Genomic DNA, 17,233 nt, shown 5'->3' with positions numbered 1-17,233 from the left:
ACTCGTCTGCCCTGCGGTAATCGCCCGTTCGGCCCACCGGCCGCGCCCGCACGCGGGATCGTTCCTAGCGTGGACTCATGAACCAGTCAGCGCGTATCCGAACGGTATGGAGCTGCTCCCTGCTGGTGGCCGTCCTCGGTACCGCCACGGCCTGCGACTCCGCTCACCCGCTCACGGCCGAGCCCTACGACGCGGCGCGCCAGATCGCGTTCAACGGCGTGCAGGACGGCGGTACGGCCGACCCGGGCAAGCCCCTGGAGATCACCTCACACGGCGGGGGCGGACGCATCACCGATGTCACGGCGGTCGACGAGAGCGGCCGCTACATAGCCGGCAGGCTGTCCGGCGACGGCAGCCGCTGGTACAGCACGGCGCCACTGGCCGCCGGTTCCCGCTACACCGTCAGGGTCAGCACGGAGAACGACGAGGGCGCACCGGGCCGCAAGGTGCTCACCTTCGGCACCGGCGCACCGCGCCACAGAGGCACGCTCAAGGTGGTCTTCGGACCCAGGGCCGGCGAGTACGGCGTCGGCCAGCCCGTCACCGCGAGGCTCAGCGCGCCCGTCAAGGACCGGGCCTCCAGGATCGCGGTGGAACGCGGCCTCAAGGTGGACTCCCGGCCCGCCGTGGAGGGTAGCTGGTACTGGGTCGACAGCAGGACGCTGCACTACCGGCCCCGGGAGTACTGGCCCGCCCACGCGACGGTCACCGCGACCAGCGGCCTGCGGGGCGTCAAGATCAACGACCGGCTCTGGGGCGGCGCGACGAAGCCGCTGAAGCTGACCACGGGCGACCGGATAGAAGCGGTCACCAACGCGGGCACGCACCGGATGGCCGTCTACCGCAATGGCCAGGACGTCAAGGACATACCGGTCACCACGGGCAAACCCGGTTTCGAGACCCGCAACGGAGTCAAGGTGGTGCTGGAGAAGCAGGCCTTCGTACAGATGCGCAGTGCCACCGTCGGCATAGCCGCCGGCAGCGGCGACTCGTACGACCTGCCGGTGCACTGGGCGACCAGGGTCACCTGGAGCGGTGAGTACGTCCACGCCGCACCCTGGTCCGTGGGCTCGCAGGGCTCCGCGAACGTCAGCCACGGCTGCACGGGGATGAGCACCGAGGACGCCGAGTGGTTCTTCCACACGGTGCACGAGGGAGACATCGTCAGGGTCGTCGGCAGCGAGGGTGAGAGCATGGACCCGTTCGGCAACGGTTTCGGCGACTGGAACCTGGACTGGGCGAAGTGGCGCCAGGGCAGTGCGCTGCTCGGCGACGGGAGTGACGATCCCGGTCGGCACAAGGTCGTGGAGTCGGCCCGCCTGCGCCCGCAGGTCTAGCCCCGCGCCCGCCCCGGCCGTCCAGGAGGGGCGGGGGAGCGGCGCGGCCCGCCGCGGTGCGGCCGTGGGCCGGACACCGCCCGAAAGGAGCGGTCTCCTCGCCCGCGGCCACCGCAGGCGAGGCGCCCGTGCGGTTCCCCGCGCCCCTCGGGGGCGCTACGCGCCCACGGCCAGCCTGCTGCGCAGCAGCCCCGCCAGCGCGTCGGCGAACTCGATCGGCTCGACCGGCAGGGTCACCGCGGCGTCCGCGCGGCTCCAGGTGGCCAGCCAGGCGTCCTGCGGGCGCCCCATGAGCAGCAGCACCGGGGGGCAGCGGAAGATCTCGTCCTTGAGCTGCCGGCAGACGCCCATACCGCCCGCCGGCACGGCCTCGCCGTCCAGCACGCAGACGTCGATGCCGCCCTGCTGCATCTCCTTGAGCACGGCCGGCAGCGTCGCGCACTCGACGAACTCCACCTCGGGAACATCGGTCGCCGGCCTGCGGCCCGTCGCCAGCCGGACCTCCTCGCGCGTGCGGGCATTGTCGCTGTACACCAGCACCGTGGCGGTGGCCTGCATTGCTCCTCCATGCCTCTGGGGGGCTACCGGGGACTTCCGGCGGGTCTGCCGGGAGCATTCCCGGGACCCGATGCGCGGATGCTACTCCCTTGGAACGCCGGTGGGCAGCGGTCCGGGACCGTGCCGTGCGCCGCCCCGGGAGCGCGCACATCCGCCGGACACACCGAACGGCACCCCCCGGAGTGAGCGCAAGATAAGCGACCGACATAATGTCGGCGTGGCGACAGCAACGACAGTAGAGACCGGGCACGCGCACCCGTCGGTCAACAGGCCGAACCTCACCAGTGTCGGAACCATCATCTGGCTGAGTTCCGAGCTGATGTTCTTCGCGGCCCTCTTCGCGATGTACTTCACCCTGCGATCGGTGACCGGGCCGGATCACTGGAAGGCGATGGCGGACTCGCTGAACATTCCGTTCTCGGCGACCAACACCACCATCCTGGTGCTCTCCTCCCTCACCTGCCAGCTCGGCGTGTTCGCGGCCGAGCGCGGTGACGTGAAGAAGCTCCGGATGTGGTTCATCATCACCTTCATCATGGGCGCGATCTTCATCGGCGGTCAGATCTTCGAGTACACGAACCTGGTCAAGGAAGACGGCATCTCGCTCTCCTCCGACCCGTACGGTTCCGTGTTCTACCTGACCACCGGCTTCCACGGGCTGCACGTGACGGGCGGACTCATCGCCTTCCTGCTGGTCCTCGGCCGCACCTACGCGGCCCGGAGGTTCACCCACTCACAGGCGACAGCCGCCATCGTCGTGTCCTACTACTGGCACTTCGTCGATGTCGTCTGGATCGGCCTCTTCGCCACGATCTACCTGATCAAGTAACCGGGCCGCGGCCCGCCGAACACCCGAAGCATCGACGCAGAAGATCCTGACACCGGGGTAATCCGTGAAAAAGCTCTCCGCACGACGACGCCATCCGCTGGCGGCGGTCGTCGTCCTACTCCTCGCGCTGGCGGCCACCGGGGGGCTGTACATCGCCTTCGCGCCCGCGGACAAGGCGCAGGCCGACGAGACCGCGCAGTCCCTCGCGATCGACGAGGGCAAGCGGCTCTTCTCGGTCGGCTGCGCCAGTTGCCACGGCACGGGAGGACAGGGCACCTCAGACGGTCCGTCACTGGTGGGCGTCGGTGCCGCGGCCGTCGACTTCCAGGTCGGCACCGGCCGTATGCCCCTCCAGCAGCAGGGCGCCCAGGCGCCGCGCAAGAAGGTCATCTACTCGCAGGCCGAGATCGACCAGATCGCCGCGTACATCGCCTCCCTGGGCGCCGGCCCCAGCGTGCCGACGAAGAACCAGTACGACCCGAAGGGCGCCGACATCGCCAAGGGCGGTGAGCTCTTCCGCACGGACTGCGCGCAGTGCCACAACTTCACCGGTGAAGGCGGTGCGCTGACGCACGGCAAGTTCGCCCCGTCGCTGGAGAACGTGGATCCGAAGCACATCTACGAGGCCATGCAGACCGGCCCGCAGAGCATGCCGAACTTCCCGGACAGCGTCATGCCGGAGCAGAACAAGAAGGACATCATCGCGTACCTGCACGCGGTCAACAGCGACGACACCACCAGCCCCGGTGGCCTCAAGCTCGGCGGACTCGGCCCGGTCAGCGAGGGTCTGTTCGCCTGGATCTTCGGTCTCGGCGGACTGGTCGCCATTGCCGCCTGGGTCGCCGCTCGGACCGCAAAGGCCAGGAAGTCATGAGTAACCACGACATTCCAGAAGAGAACCTGCCGGAGCGGAGCACCGCACACGGCGAGGTCTCCGTCCCGGACGAGAACCCGTTCGCGGACCCCGGACTCCCCCCGCACGAGCACCGGATCCAGGACATCGACGAGGGTGCCGCACGGCGCTCCGAGCGCACCGTCGCCCTGCTGTTCACGATCTCGATGCTGTGCACCGTCGGCTTCATCGCGTCGTACTTCGCGATCCCCCGGGACAAGTCGATCTTCGTCTTCCCGATCGGGCACATCAACGCCATGAACTTCGCCCTGGGGCTCACCCTCGGCGTGGCGCTGTTCTGCATCGGTGCGGGCGCGGTCCACTGGGCCAGGACCCTGATGTCCGACGTGGAGATCGCCGACGAGCGCCACGCGATCGAGGCCGACCCGGAGACCAAGCAGAAGGTGCTCGCCGACTTCGCGCAGGGCGCCAAGGAGTCCGCGCTCGGCCGTCGTGGCCTGATCCGCACCACCATGTTCGGTGCGCTGGCGCTGCTTCCGCTCTCCGGCGTCTTCCTCCTCGGCGGCCTCGGTCCCAAGCCCGAGGAGAAGCTGCGCCACACCCTGTGGGCCAAGGGCAAGCTGCTGGTCAACATGAACACCGACCAGCCGCTGCGTCCCGCGGACATCCCGGTGGGCTCGCTGACCTTCGCCAAGCCGGACGGCCTGGAGGAGAGCGACGAGGACTTCCAGCAGCAGATCGCCAAGGCGGCCCTGATGATCATCCGGATCCAGCCGGAGAACATCAAGGACAAGCGCGAACTGGACTGGTCGCACGACGGGATCGTGGCCTACTCCAAGATCTGCACCCACGTGGGCTGCCCGATCTCCCTGTACGAGCAGCAGACGCACCACGTCCTGTGCCCGTGCCACCAGTCCACCTTCGACCTCTCCGACGGGGGCCGGGTGCTCTTCGGCCCGGCCGGTCACGCCCTGCCGCAGTTGCACATCGGCGTGAACCAGGACGGCTTCCTCGAAGCGCGCGGCGACTTCGCGGAGCCCGTCGGTCCTGCATTCTGGGAGCGTGGAGCAGAAAAATGAGCAGCACCACACGCAACGCGTCACGCCGCCAGGCACCCGCCGGAGAGCGGGTCGCGGACTGGGCGGACGGCCGGCTCGGGGTCTACTCGCTGGCCAAGAGCAACATGCGCAAGATCTTCCCGGACCACTGGTCCTTCATGCTGGGTGAGGTCTGCCTCTACAGCTTCATCATCATCATCCTCACGGGTGTGTACCTGACGCTGTTCTTCCACCCCTCGATGAACGAGGTGGTGTACCACGGCAGCTACGTCCCGCTGCAGGGCCAGTTGATGTCGGAGGCGTTCAACTCCACGCTGCACATCAGCTTCGACGTCCGCGGTGGTCTGCTGATCCGGCAGATCCACCACTGGGCGGCGCTGATCTTCATCGGCGGCATGCTCGTGCACATGATGCGCGTCTTCTTCACGGGCGCCTTCCGCAAGCCGCGCGAGGTCAACTGGATCTTCGGCTTCCTGCTCCTGGTCCTGGGCATGTTCACCGGCTTCACCGGCTACTCGCTCCCGGACGACCTGCTCTCCGGCACCGGTGTGCGGTTCATGGAGGGGGCGATCCTCTCCACGCCGATCGTCGGCACCTACATGTCGTTCTTCCTGTTCGGCGGGGAGTTCCCGGGCGGTGACTTCGTGGCCCGGTTCTACACGGTCCACATCCTGCTGCTGCCCGGCATCATGATGGGCCTGCTGGTGGGCCACCTGATCCTGGTCTTCTACCACAAGCACACCCAGTTCGCGGGCCCGGGCAGGACCGAGAAGAACGTCGTCGGCATGCCGCTCCTGCCGGTCTACATGGCCAAGGCCGGCGGGTTCTTCTTCCTGGTCTTCGGCGTGATCGCGATCATCGCCGCGATCGCCTCGATCAACCCGATCTGGGCCATCGGCCCGTACCGGCCCGACCAGGTCTCCACCGGTGCCCAACCGGACTGGTACATGGGCTTCTCCGAGGGCCTGATCCGTGTGATGCCCGGCTGGGAGATCAACTTCCTCGGCCATACGCTCGTGCTGGGCGTGGCGATCCCGCTGATCGTCGTCTTCCCGCTGGTGCTCGTCGTGATCGCGGTGTACCCGTTCCTGGAGGCATGGGTCACCGGCGACCGGCGCGAGCACCACATCCTGGACCGGCCGCGCAACGCCCCGACCCGTACGGGTCTCGGTGTGGCCTGGCTCACCTGGTACTTCGTGATGCTGGTCGGCGGCGGCAACGACCTGTGGGCCACCCACTTCCACCTGTCGATCAACTCGATCACCTGGTTCGTGCGGATCGCCTTCTTCGTCGCCCCGGTCCTCGCGTTCCTCGTCACCAAGAGGATCTGCCTGGGCCTGCAGCGCAGGGACCGCGACAAGGTGCTGCACGGACGGGAGTCCGGCATCATCAAGCGCCTGCCGCACGGTGAGTTCATCGAGGTCCACGAGCCGCTGGACGCCGACCAACTGCACACCCTCACCGCGCACGAGCAGTACGAGCCCGCCCAGCTCGGCCCGGCCGTCGACGAGAACGGCGTCGAGCGCCAGGTCTCCCGCGGCGAGAAGCTTCGCACGAAGCTCTCCAAGGGCTACTACGGCGAGGGCAACCAGATCCCGAAGCCCACGGTGGAGGAGTACAAGGAGATCACCAGCGGCCACGGCCACCACTGACCGGCCGGCGCCGAGCCGGCGCGCGTCTCACGGTCGCCACACCGCAGGGCCCCGTCCGAGCACCGGACGGGGCCCTGCGGCGTCCCCCGCGCTGGATAGGCTGGGCCCGAACCCTTACGTGACGTACCCAGGAGCGGCATATGAACGCTGTGCACCCCGCTGGAGGCGACACCGCGGCGGGCCGTTCCTGGCCCGCGGTGCTGAACGCCCTGCTGTCCGGCCGCGACCAGACCGCGGACGCCATCGCCTGGGCGATGGACCGGATCCTGCGCGGCGAGGCCTCCGACGTGCAGATCGCCGCGTTCTCGGTGGCACTGCGCGCCAAGGGCGAGACCGTCGAGGAGATCTCCGGTCTGGTGCGCACCATGTACGAGCACGCCCGGGTGATCGAGGTACCGGGGCCGACCGTCGACATCGTCGGTACGGGCGGTGACGGCGCGCACACGGTCAACATCTCCACCATGTCGGCGATCGTGGTCGCCGGGACCGGGGCGAAGGTCGTCAAGCACGGCAACCGTGCGGCGTCGTCGGCGAGCGGCTCGTCGGACGTGCTGGAGAAGCTCGGCGTCAACCTCGACCTGCCGCCCGAGCGGGTCGCGGAGGTGGTCGAGGAGGCCGGGATCACCTTCTGCTTCGCCATAAAGTTCCACCCCGCGCTGCGGCACGTCGCCCGGGCCCGTGCCGAGCTGGGCATCAGGACCCCCTTCAACATCCTGGGACCGCTCACCAACCCCGCGAAGGTCAAGGCGCAGGCGGTCGGCGTGGCCGACGCCAAGTGGGCGCCGATCGTGGCCGGCGTGCTGGCCGACCGGGGCTCGTCCGCACTGGTCTTCCGCGGTGAGGACGGACTCGACGAGCTGACCACCACCGCGCTCTCCCGGGTGTGGGTGGTGCGGGACGGCACCGTGCGGGAGCAGGTCTTCGATCCCCGTTCTGTGGGGATCGACCTGGTCCCGGTCGAGGCGCTGCGCGGCGGGGACGCGTCCTACAACGCGGATGTGGCGCGGCGGTTGCTGGCCGGGGAGGAAGGGGCCGTGCGGGACGCGGTGCTGCTGAACTCGGCGGCGGCGCTGGTGGCGCTGGGTGCGGACGGGGCCGCGGGTGCCGGTGGGGTGTCCTTGGAGGAGCGGATCCAGGAGGGCATCCGGCGAGCCGCCGAGGCCATCGACTCGGGGGCGGCCCGTGGCGTGCTGGAGGCGTGGGTCGCGGCCACCCACGCCTGAGGGCCGCCCGCCCCGTCCGCCCCGGAGCGCGTCGGCGCTGCGGGGCGGTGCCGCGGCGCCGGCGCGCTCCTGGCCCGGCCGGCGCGCGGGCGGGCGGGCGCAGCCCGGCGGCAGGGGCGGGGCCGCGGCGTCCCGGGATGTGGAAGGCGGTTGCGCGGCGTTTCGGGACTGACATAATCGTCGGCAGGTCATGAGCGACAGCGACGAGGCCCCGGCCCGCTGTCCGGCAACCCTCCGTCCGTGGCGGGGTGCCCCGGGTGAAGACCAGGTCGCAGACAGCAGGGTCTGCGGCAAGCGCGGACCCCTCGGGGTCCTGGTCCTCTGGGGAGCCGCCGCGTGAGCAAGCGAATGCGCTAGGGCGCAAGGCCCCGCCTCCGCACCCCCTTCACACCGTGCCGCCGCCCGCCCGCGCCGCGGTGCCCCTCTGGCTCACCCGGGAGTTCCCCATGTCCTTCGCCACGCCCGCATCCCGCAAGGAACCGCTGCCCGTCCTCGGCCGTGACGTGCGCGTCCCGCTCGTCACCGGTGGCGAGGTCGCCTACGCCGCGCTCGACTACGCGGCCAGCGCCCCCGCGCTCCAGCGCGTCTGGGACGACGTCGCCGCGTACGCCCCGTACTACGGCAGTGTGCACCGCGGCGCGGGATACCTGTCGCAGCTCTCCACGGAGCTCTTCGAGAACGCCAGGGCGACCATCGGCGGCTTCCTCGGCTGCCGGCCCGACGACGAGGTGGTCTTCACCAGGTCGACGACCGACTCGCTGAACCTGCTGGCCCGTGCGGTGCCGGACGACTGCCGGGTCTTCGTCTTCGAGACCGAGCACCACGCCGCCCTGCTGCCCTGGCGCCGGGTGACCTACCTGGACGCGCCCCGCACCCCGCAGGAGGCGGTGCGCACCCTGGAGCGTGCGCTCGCGCGGCGGGCACCGGGGCCCGCGCTGGTCTGCGTCACCGGTGCCTCGAACGTCACCGGCGAGCTGTGGCCGGTGCGCGAACTGGCCGCGGCCGCCCACGCGCACGGCGCCCGCATCGTGCTGGACGCCGCCCAGCTCGCCCCGCACCACCCGGTGGACGTCGCCGCACTCGACGTCGACTGGGTGGCCTTCTCCGGGCACAAGCTGTACGCGCCCTTCGGCTCCGGTGTGCTGGCCGGGCGCGGGGACTGGCTCGCGACGGCGCGGCCCTACCTCGCGGGCGGCGGTGCCTCGCGCAGGGTGGTGCGCCGCGCGGACGGGCACGTGGCGGTCGAGTGGCACGGCGGACCCGCCCGGCACGAGGCCGGCTCGCCCAATGTGATCGGCGCGCACGCCATCGCCTCCGCCTGCAAGGCACTGACGGAGGCCGGTTTCGCCTCCCTCGTGGCCAGGGAGCGGCACCTGGTGGAGAAGGTGCGGGCGGGGCTGGCGGCGGTGCCGGGCGTGCGGGTGCTGTCGCTGTTCGGCGCCGACGCCCCGCGCGTCGGAGTGCTCTCGTTCGTGGTCGACGGCTGGAACAGCTCGCATGTCGCGGCCGCGCTCTCCGCCGAGTACGGTATCGGCGTGCGCGACGGGCTGTTCTGCGCCCATCCGCTGGTCAGGGCGGTGCTCGGGGGTGCGCCCGACGAACCGGGGGAGTGCGGCGCGCCGGAGGCCGAGCCCGGCGAGCGTGCGCTGAACGCGGTCAGGGTCAGCTTCGGCGCGGGCACTCCCGACGAGCACGTGGAGCGGTTCGTGCGCGCGGTCGGCGAGCTGGTGCGCGACGGTGCCCGGTGGCGCTACCGCACCGAGGAGGGGCGCTGCGTGCCGGACACCGGGGCCGCGGTCGGCGAGGCCGTCCGCTGAGCGCGCCGCCGGGCCGCCCGGCAGAGAGCCGCCCGGCGGTGGGCGGTCCGGTGGCGGGCGGTCCGGTCAGGAGTCGAGGCCGATCGCGAACGCCGCCTCCAGGTCGTGCTGCGAGTACGTCCGGAAGGCGACGTGCGTGTCGGTGGCCTCCACCCCGGGGATCTTGCTGATCCGGCCGGGGATCACCTCCGCGAGATCGTCGTGGTCGGCCACCCGGACCATGGCGATCAGGTCGTGGTTGCCCGTCACGGAGAACACCTCGCTGACGCTGTCCAGCGCGGCGATCGACTCGGCGATCTCCGGGATCCGGTCCACGCTGGTCTTGATGAGCACGATCGCGGTGATCACGGCTTGCTGTCTCCCTCGGTGCCCGCGGGTGGGCCTTCACTGTAGCCGCAGGGTCCCCGGGCCTCCCTGCGCCGCCGGCCGCACGGGGCCACAGCGGGAGACATCGGGGCAGACCGGTCCGGCCGGGACCGCACCCGAGCGCGGGCCCCCCGTCAGGCCGTAGGGTTACGAGCCGGACGCACCACGCAACACTGTGTGCCCGGCCATCGGAGGCACCGAGTAAAAGGGCGCACCCTGGAAACCCGAGGACCCGAGGAAGGCAGACAGCACGATGACGGTTCCCTTGCCGACGGCGGAGACCCGCTGGCGCTGCACCCTCTGCGGCAATCTCACCCGGTTCGATGTGACGCGTTCCTCGAAGGTCGTCGAGTACGTGCACCTGGACCTGTCCGGTGAGCCCAGCGTGGAGGAGCGCGATGTGGTGAATGAGACCATCGAGTCCGTGCGCTGCCGTTGGTGCAACGCGGTGGACCAGGTGGAACTGGTGGACAGGCCGGGCGTCGGCTCCTGAGGGAGCGGCGCCCATGAGCAGATGGGGTGGCGATGGTGGAGAGCGCAGGCGGGGGGCCGGCCGACGGCACCGCTGAGGTGCTCGACCGCCCGTTGCCCGAGGGAGTGCGCCGCCGTGTCGTCCAGCTCGTCTCGGACGGCTTCGGCGGCCTGACCGTCGCCGAGCTGCCCACGCAACTGCGCCAGTACGCCCGCTTCACCCCGAGCAGGCGCGCCAAGTTCGCCGCCAACGCCATGGCCTCGGCGGTGGAGAGCGAGCCGCTGTTCCGGCAGCGGATCGCCGAGCGGCTGCGCGAGGCGCAGCCCGAGCTGGCCGGCGCGCTCGACTCGGGCACCCCGCCGCCGGCCGCCGATCCGCTGGACGTGGCCGCGGCGGCCTATGTGCTGCGGCCCCCGGGCTGGGTGAAGCTGGTCACCGCCGCGGGCGAGGAGGTCCAGCGGGCGGACGCCGAGCGGGCCGACGAACAGGCCAGGGCCGAGTTGGACCGGCTCCGTGCGGAGCTGGCCGCGGCCAGGGAGCAGACCAGGGCCGAGACGGAGGGGCTGCGCGCGGAGCTGGAGGCCGCCAGGAAGGAGGCCGAGTCGCTGCACCGCAAGCTGCGCGGCGCGCTCAGCGACGTCAAGCGCGGCGAGGCGGCGGTGCGCAGGGCACAGGCCGAGACCGAGAACGCCAGGTCCGAGGGGCAGGCACTGCTGTCGGCGGCGGAGAGCGAGGCGCGCCGCCTGCGGGCCAGGCTCGGCGAGTCGGAAGCGGCCCTGGAGGCCACCCGCAGGGCCGCACGGGAGGGCCGCAGCGTCGAGGACATGCGCGTGCGGCTCCTGCTCGACACACTGCTGGACTCGGCGCAGGGGCTGCGCCGCGAACTCGCCCTGCCGCCCGTCTCGGTGCGCCCCGCGGAGACCGTCGAGGCCGTGGAGCCGGGCCGGATGACCCCGAAGGACATCGCCGCCCGAGCCCTGTCGGAGCATGATCCAGCCATTCTCGACCAGTTGCTGGCCCTGCCGCAGGCCCATCTCGTCGTCGACGGCTACAACGTCACCAAGACCGGCTACCCGCAGATGCCGCTGGAGAAGCAGCGGTTGCGGCTGCTGGGCGCGCTGTCCCTGCTCGCCGCGCAGACGGGCGCCGAGGTGACCTGCGTCTTCGACGGTGCTGAGCTCGCCGCACCGGTGCTCCTCGCGCCGCCGCGCGGCGTACGCGTGCTGTTCTCCAAGCCGCGGGTCACGGCGGACGAGCTGATCCGCCAACTGGTGCGTGCGGAACCGCCGGGACGGCCCGTGATCGTGGTCTCCACCGACCGCGAGGTGGCCGATGGCATCGCCAAGGCGGGTGCGCGTCCGGTCGCCTCCGCGGTGCTGCTCAAACGGCTCTCCCGCGGCTGACCGATGAGTTCGAGCGGAGAAGTCGCCTAAGCACCATGCGTGCCATCTGGCTTCGATGCCCGTATTCACGGCTTCTTTGCGCGACGTAGTGTCAGCCTCTTATCACCGGTGGTGAGTCACGGGTAAAGAAACACCTGCGCAAGGTAGTTTTTTCCCGTCAGGATTTGAACTGATCACAAGAAGGTCACTAGGGTCTGGCTCGAACCTCCGCTCGGGTGATCGCTCATCGGGAGCGACGGTGGAGGAGCACCCGCCCACCAGCGTTTCGGTAGGCGGCTGATGGAAGAAGGAGCTCGCCTCCGTGGCGTCCCACCGTCGATCCAAACAGCCGAGCCGCGCCCGCGTGACCGTGCTCACCGCAACCGCAGCCGCAGCAGTGGCCCTGACCTCGCAGGCCGCCCAGGCCGATCCGAAGCCCAGCAAGGAAGAGGTCAAGTCCAAGGTCGACAAGCTCTACGAGCAGGCGGAGCAGGCCACCGAGAAGTACGACGGGGCCAAGGAGAAGCAGAAGAAGCTCGAGAAGGAGGTCAGCGACCTCCAGGACAAGGTCGCCCGCGGCCAGGACGAGCTCAACGACCTCCAGGACGACCTCGGTTCGGTCGCCACCGCCCAGTACCGCTCGGGCGGCATCGATCCCTCCGTCCAACTGTTCCTCTCCTCCGACCCCGACAGCTACCTGGACAAGGCCACCACCCTCGACCAGCTCAGCGGTCAGCAGGTCGAGGCGCTGAAGAAGATCCAGGAGAAGCAGCGCTCCCTGGCCCAGCAGCGCAAGGAGGCCACCGCCAAGCTCAAGGACCTGGCGGACACCCGCACCGAGCTGGGCAAGAAGAAGCAGCAGGTCCAGGACAAGCTCGCCGAGGCGCAGAAGCTCCTCAACACGCTGACGGCCGCGGAGCGGCAGCAGCTCGCCGCGCAGGAGAACCGCGCCAGCCGCGACAGCCAGCGCCTCGGGGGCGGTACGGCCGCCTCGGGCCGGGCCGCGGCCGCGTTCGCCGCCGCCCAGAGCGTCATCGGCAGCCCCTACGTCTACGGTGCCACGGGCCCCAGCTCCTTCGACTGCTCCGGCCTGACCTCGTGGGCGTACGCCCAGGCCGGTGTCTCGATACCGCGCACCTCGCAGGCCCAGGCCAACGCCGGTACGCGCATCTACTCGGAGAGCGACCTGCGGGTCGGCGACCTGGTGCTGTTCTACGGCGACCTGCACCACATCGGCCTCTACGCCGGTAACGGCCAGGTCCTGCACGCCCCGCACACCGGTGCCAGCGTGCGCTACGAGGCCATCGGCAACATGCCCTTCCAGTTCGGCGTCCGCGTCTGACCACCCGCTTCCGGGGCGCCGTTCGGCGCCCCGGGGCGAGGGACGCCGTCCGGGCCGTGCGCCCGGGTCCGGCATCCGGTACGGACACCGCGTGTGATGCGTCCGAACGGGCGAACTTCCGCCTCGCCCCCCTCTTCCGACCCCGCCGCTGACCTGCGTCTGCGGCGGGGTTCGTGCATTTCGGCCGCACGTCGGCCCGTGCTCGGTGCGTAGTGGTGCGGTTACTCTCTGGCGTCGAATTCCCCCGTACCCGGGGGTCCGTCAGCGGAAGGAGAGCGGCTACCTGTGGGGTCCCATCGCCGCATCCCCGGCCCCGGCGCAGGCCGCGGCACCCGAGTCACCGTCCTGTCCGCCGCCACGGCCACCGCGGCCGCGGCACTCGCCGCGGTCCCGGCGGACGCCGCGCCGACCGAGCGGCACACCGACGCCAGGGCCGAGGTGGACCGGCTGTACCGGCAGGCCGAGCGGGCCACCGAGGCCTACCACCGCACCACCGAGCAGACGCACCGGCTCACCGCGCGGGTCTCCTCGGCACAGGACCGGCTCGCCCACGGGCAACAGCGCGTCAACGAGATACGGGACGCGCTCGGTTCGATCGCCGGGGCGCAGTACCGCACCGGCGGTGTCGACCCCGCCCTGCGGCTCTTCCTCTCGTCGCGGCCGGACGAGTTCCTGGACACGGCCACCACCCTCGACAGGATCGGCACCCGTACGGCGAGTCGCCTGAAGGAGTTGGAGACGCTTCGGCGGGGCCTCGCGCAGGACCGTGCGGAGGCCGAGAGGACTCTGCGCGAACTGGAGCACAGCCGCCGGGTCGCGGCCCGCCACAAACGCACCGTCGAGCACAAGCTCGCCGAGGCCAGGCGGTTGCTGCGCACCCTCACCGCCGCCCAGCGCGCGGTGTTCGGGCACTCCTCGCCACCCGGCCGGTTCCCCGCGGCGGGCCCGGGCGCGCCACCGGCCACGCAGCGTGCGGCGGCCGCACTCGCCGCGGCACGCTCGGCCCTCGGCCGGCCCTATGTGTGGGGGGCCAACGGGCCGGCGGGTTTCGACTGCTCGGGGCTCACCCAGTGGGCCTACGCCCAGGCGGGGGTGGGACTGCCCCGCACCTCGCAGGCGCAGCGGTATGCGGGACGCCGGGTGCCGCCGGCCCAGGCCCGGCCGGGTGATCTCGTCGCCTACCGCCAGGACGCCAGCCACATCGCGATGTACGCGGGCCACGGCCAGGTCATCCACGCCCCCTACCCGGGTGCGCCGGTGCGCTACGACCCGGTGGGCATGATGCCGGTGTCGTCCGTGACCCGGATCTGACGGCGGGGTGCCGGCGGCACCCGAACGGCGCGCGGTCGTCCGGCGGGGGCGTCCGCGCCGCCGCCCGGCCGGCGAGCGCGAGGCGGGGCGCCGGACCCGGACGCCTGCGCTCGTCATGAGGGGTGGCGCCGTGCGCCGTACGATCGTGTGCGTGGCGGGTGGCGGTGGTGGCAGACGGGCGGTGCGGCTCCGGCGCGCCCTCGCGGTGCTGTGCGCGGGGGCCGTCGGCTCGGCAGGGCTGATCGGTTGCGACGGTGCTGCGCCCGCCGACCCGGCGGCCGCACAGGTGCAGCGGCTGCTGGACCGGCGTGCGCGTGCGGTGCTCGACCGGGACGAGAGCGCCTACCTGGCGACGGGCGGGGCGGGCGAGGACCGGTCGGCGGCCCGGCGATCGGCGACCGCCTTCCGCAACCTCGCCGCCGTCCCACTCGGTTCCTGGGCCTACCACGTCACCGCCTTCCACCGCTCGGGCGCGGCCGCCCGGGCCACCGCCGAGCTGCGCTTCCGCATCGACGGCTACGACAGCGCCCCGGTCCTCGCCCCTCGCGCCCTGACCCTGCACCGCAAGGAGGGGCGCTGGTACGTCACCGCCGACCGGCCCGGCGGCCACACCGCCCGGCAGCTCTGGGAGCAGGGCCGGGTGGTCGCCGTGGACGGCACGCACAGCCTGGTCCTCGGCGTCGGTCAGGACACCGCGCGGCTCCGGGACTTCGCGAGGCTCGCCGACCACGCGGTGCCCGCGGTGCGGGACGCCTGGGGCGGCGGCTGGTCGGGCCGGGTGGTGGTGGAGGTGCCCGCCTCGCTGGAGGGCATGGCGGGCCTGCTGGGCTCGCCGCCGGCCGCGTACCGCGGTATCGCGGCGGTCACCACCGGCGAGGTCGGCGGCGCCGGACGGTCGCCCGCCGACCGCATCATCGTCAACCCGGACGCCTACGGTGTGCTCAACGACCTCGGCCGCCAGGTCGTGCTGACGCACGAGACCACGCACGTGGCCACCCGCTCCGCCACCTCGCCGGCCACCCCGCTCTGGCTCTCCGAGGGCTATGCCGACTGGGTCGGCTACCGCGGCACCCGCCGCACCCCGGCCCAGGCCGCCCCCGAGCTGCAACGTGCGGTACGGCGGGGGCGGGTGCCGAAGGAGCTGCCCGGTGACGCCGACTTCGGCTTCTCCCGGCAGGCCGACCCGCTCGCCGAGGCGTACGAGGGCGGCTGGCTGGCCTGCCGGATGATCGCCGACCAGTGGGGCGGGACGCGGCTGAAGGACTTCTACCGCGCGGTGGGCGCCCACCGGGAGCGGGCCGGCGCGGTCGACGACGCGTTCCGGGACGTCCTCGGTGTCAGCCGCGCCGAGTTCACCGCGCGGTGGCGGGCGTACCTGCGCCGCGAACTGGGCTGACCGGGCGATGCACACGGGGCGGGCGGCGGATGGCCGGGAGACCGGACGGAGCGGGCGGCGGGCCCGGTCGGGCCGAGGGCGGCTCGGCCGGGGTGAGGGGGCCGAGGTGCGGGCGGCCGGGGTGAGGGGATCGGCCGGGTGGGGGAGCCGGCCGGGTGAGGGGCGGGCTCGCGGTGTCCGGAGCGCGGCGCGGCCGCGTCCGTCGCCGGCAGGCCGCCCGTCAGTGTGAATCGACCAGCTCCTCTGTCCCTCGGACGCACTCCGGCGAGTCCGCACGGTGCCGGGGAGGGCGCACCGTGCGGCGCCACAGCAGGACCCCGGCGGTGACCGACGCGGCGACCAGCAGGCCGTTGCGCACGCACAGCAGCGTGATGCCCAGGGCGTCACCGGCCACCACATGGCCGAACCAGACCGGGAACTCCAGCGTCGTCACCAGGGTCGCCGCCAGCACCATCAGGGCCGGCGCCCGCATCGGGCCGGTGCGGCGGAGCAGACACACGGCGGCGAGCCCCACCAGCCACACCATGTACTGGGGGCTGATCACCCGGCTGGTGGTGGTGAACAGCAGGACCGCGGTGAAGGCGGCGTCGGCGAGGGTGCCCGGCGGCCACGTGCCCGCCAGCCGCCGCCACAGCAGCAGCCAGCCCAGGGCCAGCCCCGACAAGACCTGTGCGACGCCGCTCACGAGCTGCACGTGCGGCCCGAGGAACTCCACGGAGCCGTAGTGCAGCGCCACCTCGCCCGGCCAGCCCAGGTGCCGTGCGGCGTGCAGCACCAGCGCGCCCAGCGACTCCACCTCCGTGCCGCGGGCCTGCTGGAAGCGCAGGAACGCCAGCGCTCCGGGCAGTGCGGCCCAGGCCGTGAGCAGCAGGCCGGCGCCGACCAGCGCGGCCGTCCCCCAGGACCGCACCGTGGCCCGCCCGCGCCGGGTGCCCGCCAGCACCAGCACCGGCCACACCTTCAGCAGCGCCCCGAACGCGGCGAGCGCCCCCAGCACCCTCGGCCGCCGGACGCCGGCGAGCAGCGCGGCGACCGCCACCGCGGTCGCCAGCAGGTCGTACCGCGCGTACGCGGTCGGGCCGAGCAGCGGCACCCCGGCCACCCACACCCAGGCGCCGCGCGCCGACCTGCCCGGCCGCCGGGCCGCGTACAGCAGCATCCCGAGCACCAGCGCATCGGCCGCGAACAGCACGGCGAAGAAAGCCCGGGCATAGGCCAGGAACGGCAGCAGCGCGGGGGAGAGCACGGCGAGGGCGGCACCGGGCGGGTACTGCCAGGTGACGTCGGAGCCGGGGAAGCGGCCGGTGCGCAGGACCTCGTACCAGCCGTGGTAGATCACGGACACGTCACCGGTGACGTCGAGCCCGGGGAAGGGCAGCGCGCCCAGCACCCAGAGCAGCAGCAGGGCCCTGGTGGCGGCGAAGGCGCCGACGGCCCACAGCGGTTGCGGGACCCTGCTCGCCGCCCTGGCAGCCATGCCCACCTCGCCCGCTCCCTCACTGCCGTCGCCGTCGCCGTGCCGTCGCCGTGCCGTCGCCGTTGTCGTCGTCGCCGTGCCGTCGCCCGTCCGCACCCGGCGCCCGATGGCCGGGCGCCCGCGGCCGTCGCCGACCCCGTCATGATGCCGGGCCCGGGTG

Annotated in this window: 15 protein-coding genes and 1 riboswitch; of the genes, 12 read left to right on the top strand and 3 right to left on the bottom strand. The window is 72.2% G+C overall.

All coding sequences use genetic code 11. The features are described 5' to 3' along the window. The first annotated feature begins 77 nt into the window (after positions 1-77). Positions 78-1,337 carry a L,D-transpeptidase gene (locus IE313_RS07505; protein WP_189930150.1) on the top strand — a complete coding sequence of 420 codons (1,260 nt, stop codon included), beginning with the start codon at positions 78-80 and terminating at the stop codon, positions 1,335-1,337. 156 nt (positions 1,338-1,493) lie between these two features. Here the strand turns inward: IE313_RS07505 and IE313_RS07500 are convergent, their stop codons facing one another. Beyond that, positions 1,494-1,895: a hypothetical protein gene (locus IE313_RS07500; RefSeq protein ID WP_189930149.1), complete on the bottom strand. Its 402-nt coding sequence runs from the start codon at positions 1,893-1,895 to the stop codon at positions 1,494-1,496. A 217-nt stretch (positions 1,896-2,112) separates the two neighbouring features. Between IE313_RS07500 and ctaE the strand changes: the two genes are divergently transcribed. From ctaE to IE313_RS07470, 6 genes are all read left to right on the top strand, one after another. After that, positions 2,113-2,724: an aa3-type cytochrome oxidase subunit III gene (gene ctaE / locus IE313_RS07495; RefSeq protein WP_189930148.1), complete on the top strand. Its 612-nt coding sequence runs from the start codon at positions 2,113-2,115 to the stop codon at positions 2,722-2,724. Between the two features lie 64 nt (positions 2,725-2,788). Continuing rightward, positions 2,789-3,598, top strand: a complete 810-nt coding sequence (gene qcrC, locus IE313_RS07490; protein WP_189930147.1) for a cytochrome bc1 complex diheme cytochrome c subunit — start codon at positions 2,789-2,791, stop codon at positions 3,596-3,598. Further along, on the top strand, positions 3,595-4,656 hold the full coding sequence (gene qcrA / locus IE313_RS07485; protein WP_189930146.1) for a cytochrome bc1 complex Rieske iron-sulfur subunit: 1,062 nt from the start codon (positions 3,595-3,597) through the stop codon (positions 4,654-4,656). Before qcrC ends, qcrA begins: the two co-directional genes overlap by 4 nt. Beyond that, on the top strand, positions 4,653-6,287 hold the full coding sequence (qcrB, locus tag IE313_RS07480) for a cytochrome bc1 complex cytochrome b subunit (RefSeq protein WP_189930145.1): 1,635 nt from the start codon (positions 4,653-4,655) through the stop codon (positions 6,285-6,287). Before qcrA ends, qcrB begins: the two co-directional genes overlap by 4 nt. A 140-nt stretch (positions 6,288-6,427) precedes the next feature. Further along, complete coding sequence (gene trpD, locus IE313_RS07475) at positions 6,428-7,510, top strand: anthranilate phosphoribosyltransferase (protein WP_189930144.1); 1,083 nt, start codon at positions 6,428-6,430, stop codon at positions 7,508-7,510. Positions 7,511-7,696: 186 nt separating this feature from the next. After that, positions 7,697-7,813: riboswitch (SAM riboswitch) on the top strand. Positions 7,814-7,956: 143 nt separating this feature from the next. Further along, a complete protein-coding gene (locus tag IE313_RS07470; protein ID WP_189930143.1) occupies positions 7,957-9,327 on the top strand; it encodes an aminotransferase class V-fold PLP-dependent enzyme in 1,371 nt (456 codons plus the stop codon). A 66-nt stretch (positions 9,328-9,393) separates the two neighbouring features. On the opposite strand, the gene IE313_RS07465 is transcribed toward IE313_RS07470, so the two are convergent. After that, the gene (locus IE313_RS07465) at positions 9,394-9,675 is read right to left on the bottom strand and encodes an Lrp/AsnC family transcriptional regulator (RefSeq protein WP_189930142.1); all 282 of its coding nucleotides are present in this window, start codon (positions 9,673-9,675) and stop codon (positions 9,394-9,396) included. Between the two features lie 271 nt (positions 9,676-9,946). Here IE313_RS07465 and IE313_RS07460 point away from each other — a divergent pair, with 271 nt between their 5' ends. From IE313_RS07460 to IE313_RS07440, 5 genes are all read left to right on the top strand, one after another. Next, positions 9,947-10,186 carry a hypothetical protein gene (locus tag IE313_RS07460; RefSeq protein WP_189930141.1) on the top strand — a complete coding sequence of 80 codons (240 nt, stop codon included), beginning with the start codon at positions 9,947-9,949 and terminating at the stop codon, positions 10,184-10,186. 32 nt (positions 10,187-10,218) lie between these two features. Beyond that, a complete protein-coding gene (locus IE313_RS07455; RefSeq protein WP_189930140.1) occupies positions 10,219-11,568 on the top strand; it encodes an NYN domain-containing protein in 1,350 nt (449 codons plus the stop codon). Between the two features lie 301 nt (positions 11,569-11,869). Next, positions 11,870-12,889 carry a C40 family peptidase gene (locus IE313_RS07450; RefSeq protein ID WP_189930139.1) on the top strand — a complete coding sequence of 340 codons (1,020 nt, stop codon included), beginning with the start codon at positions 11,870-11,872 and terminating at the stop codon, positions 12,887-12,889. 285 nt (positions 12,890-13,174) lie between these two features. After that, the gene (locus IE313_RS07445) at positions 13,175-14,200 is read left to right on the top strand and encodes a C40 family peptidase (protein WP_189930138.1); all 1,026 of its coding nucleotides are present in this window, start codon (positions 13,175-13,177) and stop codon (positions 14,198-14,200) included. 208 nt (positions 14,201-14,408) lie between these two features. Further along, positions 14,409-15,596 (top strand): hypothetical protein, encoded by a 1,188-nt coding sequence (locus tag IE313_RS07440; protein WP_189930281.1) that lies wholly within the window; start codon positions 14,409-14,411, stop codon positions 15,594-15,596. A gap of 220 nt (positions 15,597-15,816) precedes the next feature. On the opposite strand, the gene IE313_RS07435 is transcribed toward IE313_RS07440, so the two are convergent. Next, the gene (locus IE313_RS07435) at positions 15,817-17,073 is read right to left on the bottom strand and encodes a glycosyltransferase 87 family protein (protein WP_189930137.1); all 1,257 of its coding nucleotides are present in this window, start codon (positions 17,071-17,073) and stop codon (positions 15,817-15,819) included. Positions 17,074-17,233 lie beyond the last annotated feature (160 nt).

The organism is Streptomyces sulfonofaciens, assembly GCF_014656295.1.
GTDB lineage: Bacteria > Actinomycetota > Actinomycetes > Streptomycetales > Streptomycetaceae > Streptomyces > Streptomyces sulfonofaciens.
This window is presented reverse-complemented; position numbering and strand designations above follow the sequence as displayed.

Excerpts from the sequence above, each read along its gene's own strand:
- qcrA (WP_189930146.1), top strand. The coding sequence starts at position 3,595 with ATGAGTAACCACGACATTCCAGAAGAGAACCTGCCGGAGCGGAGCACC.
- trpD (WP_189930144.1), top strand. The coding sequence starts at position 6,428 with ATGAACGCTGTGCACCCCGCTGGAGGCGACACCGCGGCGGGCCGTTCC.
- IE313_RS07500 (WP_189930149.1), bottom strand. The coding sequence starts at position 1,895 with ATGCAGGCCACCGCCACGGTGCTGGTGTACAGCGACAATGCCCGCACG.
- qcrB (WP_189930145.1), top strand. The coding sequence starts at position 4,653 with ATGAGCAGCACCACACGCAACGCGTCACGCCGCCAGGCACCCGCCGGA.
- IE313_RS07460 (WP_189930141.1), top strand. The coding sequence starts at position 9,947 with ATGACGGTTCCCTTGCCGACGGCGGAGACCCGCTGGCGCTGCACCCTC.
- IE313_RS07455 (WP_189930140.1), top strand. The coding sequence starts at position 10,219 with ATGGTGGAGAGCGCAGGCGGGGGGCCGGCCGACGGCACCGCTGAGGTG.
- IE313_RS07435 (WP_189930137.1), bottom strand. The coding sequence starts at position 17,073 with ATGGCTGCCAGGGCGGCGAGCAGGGTCCCGCAACCGCTGTGGGCCGTC.
- IE313_RS07505 (WP_189930150.1), top strand. The coding sequence starts at position 78 with ATGAACCAGTCAGCGCGTATCCGAACGGTATGGAGCTGCTCCCTGCTG.
- IE313_RS07470 (WP_189930143.1), top strand. The coding sequence starts at position 7,957 with ATGTCCTTCGCCACGCCCGCATCCCGCAAGGAACCGCTGCCCGTCCTC.